Origin of the sequence: Streptococcus sp. HMSC073F11 (assembly GCF_001810785.1) — a bacterium.
Taxonomy (GTDB): Bacteria; Bacillota; Bacilli; order Lactobacillales; family Streptococcaceae; genus Streptococcus.
The window spans coordinates 1-335 of the sequence record NZ_KV802683.1 but is presented as its reverse complement, the minus strand read 5'-3'; the positions used below and the strand labels follow the sequence as shown (position 1 = coordinate 335).

Below are 335 nucleotides of genomic sequence, written 5' to 3'. Positions count from 1 at the left end.
CAAGAGGGAATGATTTGCTTACATGAATTGATTAGTAGAGAAGAAGGAATAGTAGAAGATATCCCACGCTTACGTAAATACTTCAAAACTAAATTCCGTAATCGGATCCTAGACTATATCCGTAAGCAGGAAAGCCAGAAGCGTAGATATGATAAAGAACCCTATGAAGAAGTAGGTGAGATTAGTCATCGTATCAGTGAGGGAGGTCTGTGGCTAGATGAGTATTATCTCTTTCATGAGACACTAAGAGATTATAGAAACAAACAAAGTAAAGACAAACAAGAAGAGTTAGAACGCGTCTTAAGACATGAACGCTTCCGAGGGCGTCAAAGAGT

The 335-nt window shown here is 38.8% G+C and carries 1 protein-coding gene; it reads left to right on the top strand.

Features of this window, described 5'->3' with window-relative positions; translation table 11 throughout:
* On the top strand, nt 1–335 hold a 335-nt coding region (locus tag HMPREF2764_RS00605), incomplete at both ends, for a transcriptional regulator (RefSeq protein WP_070526351.1).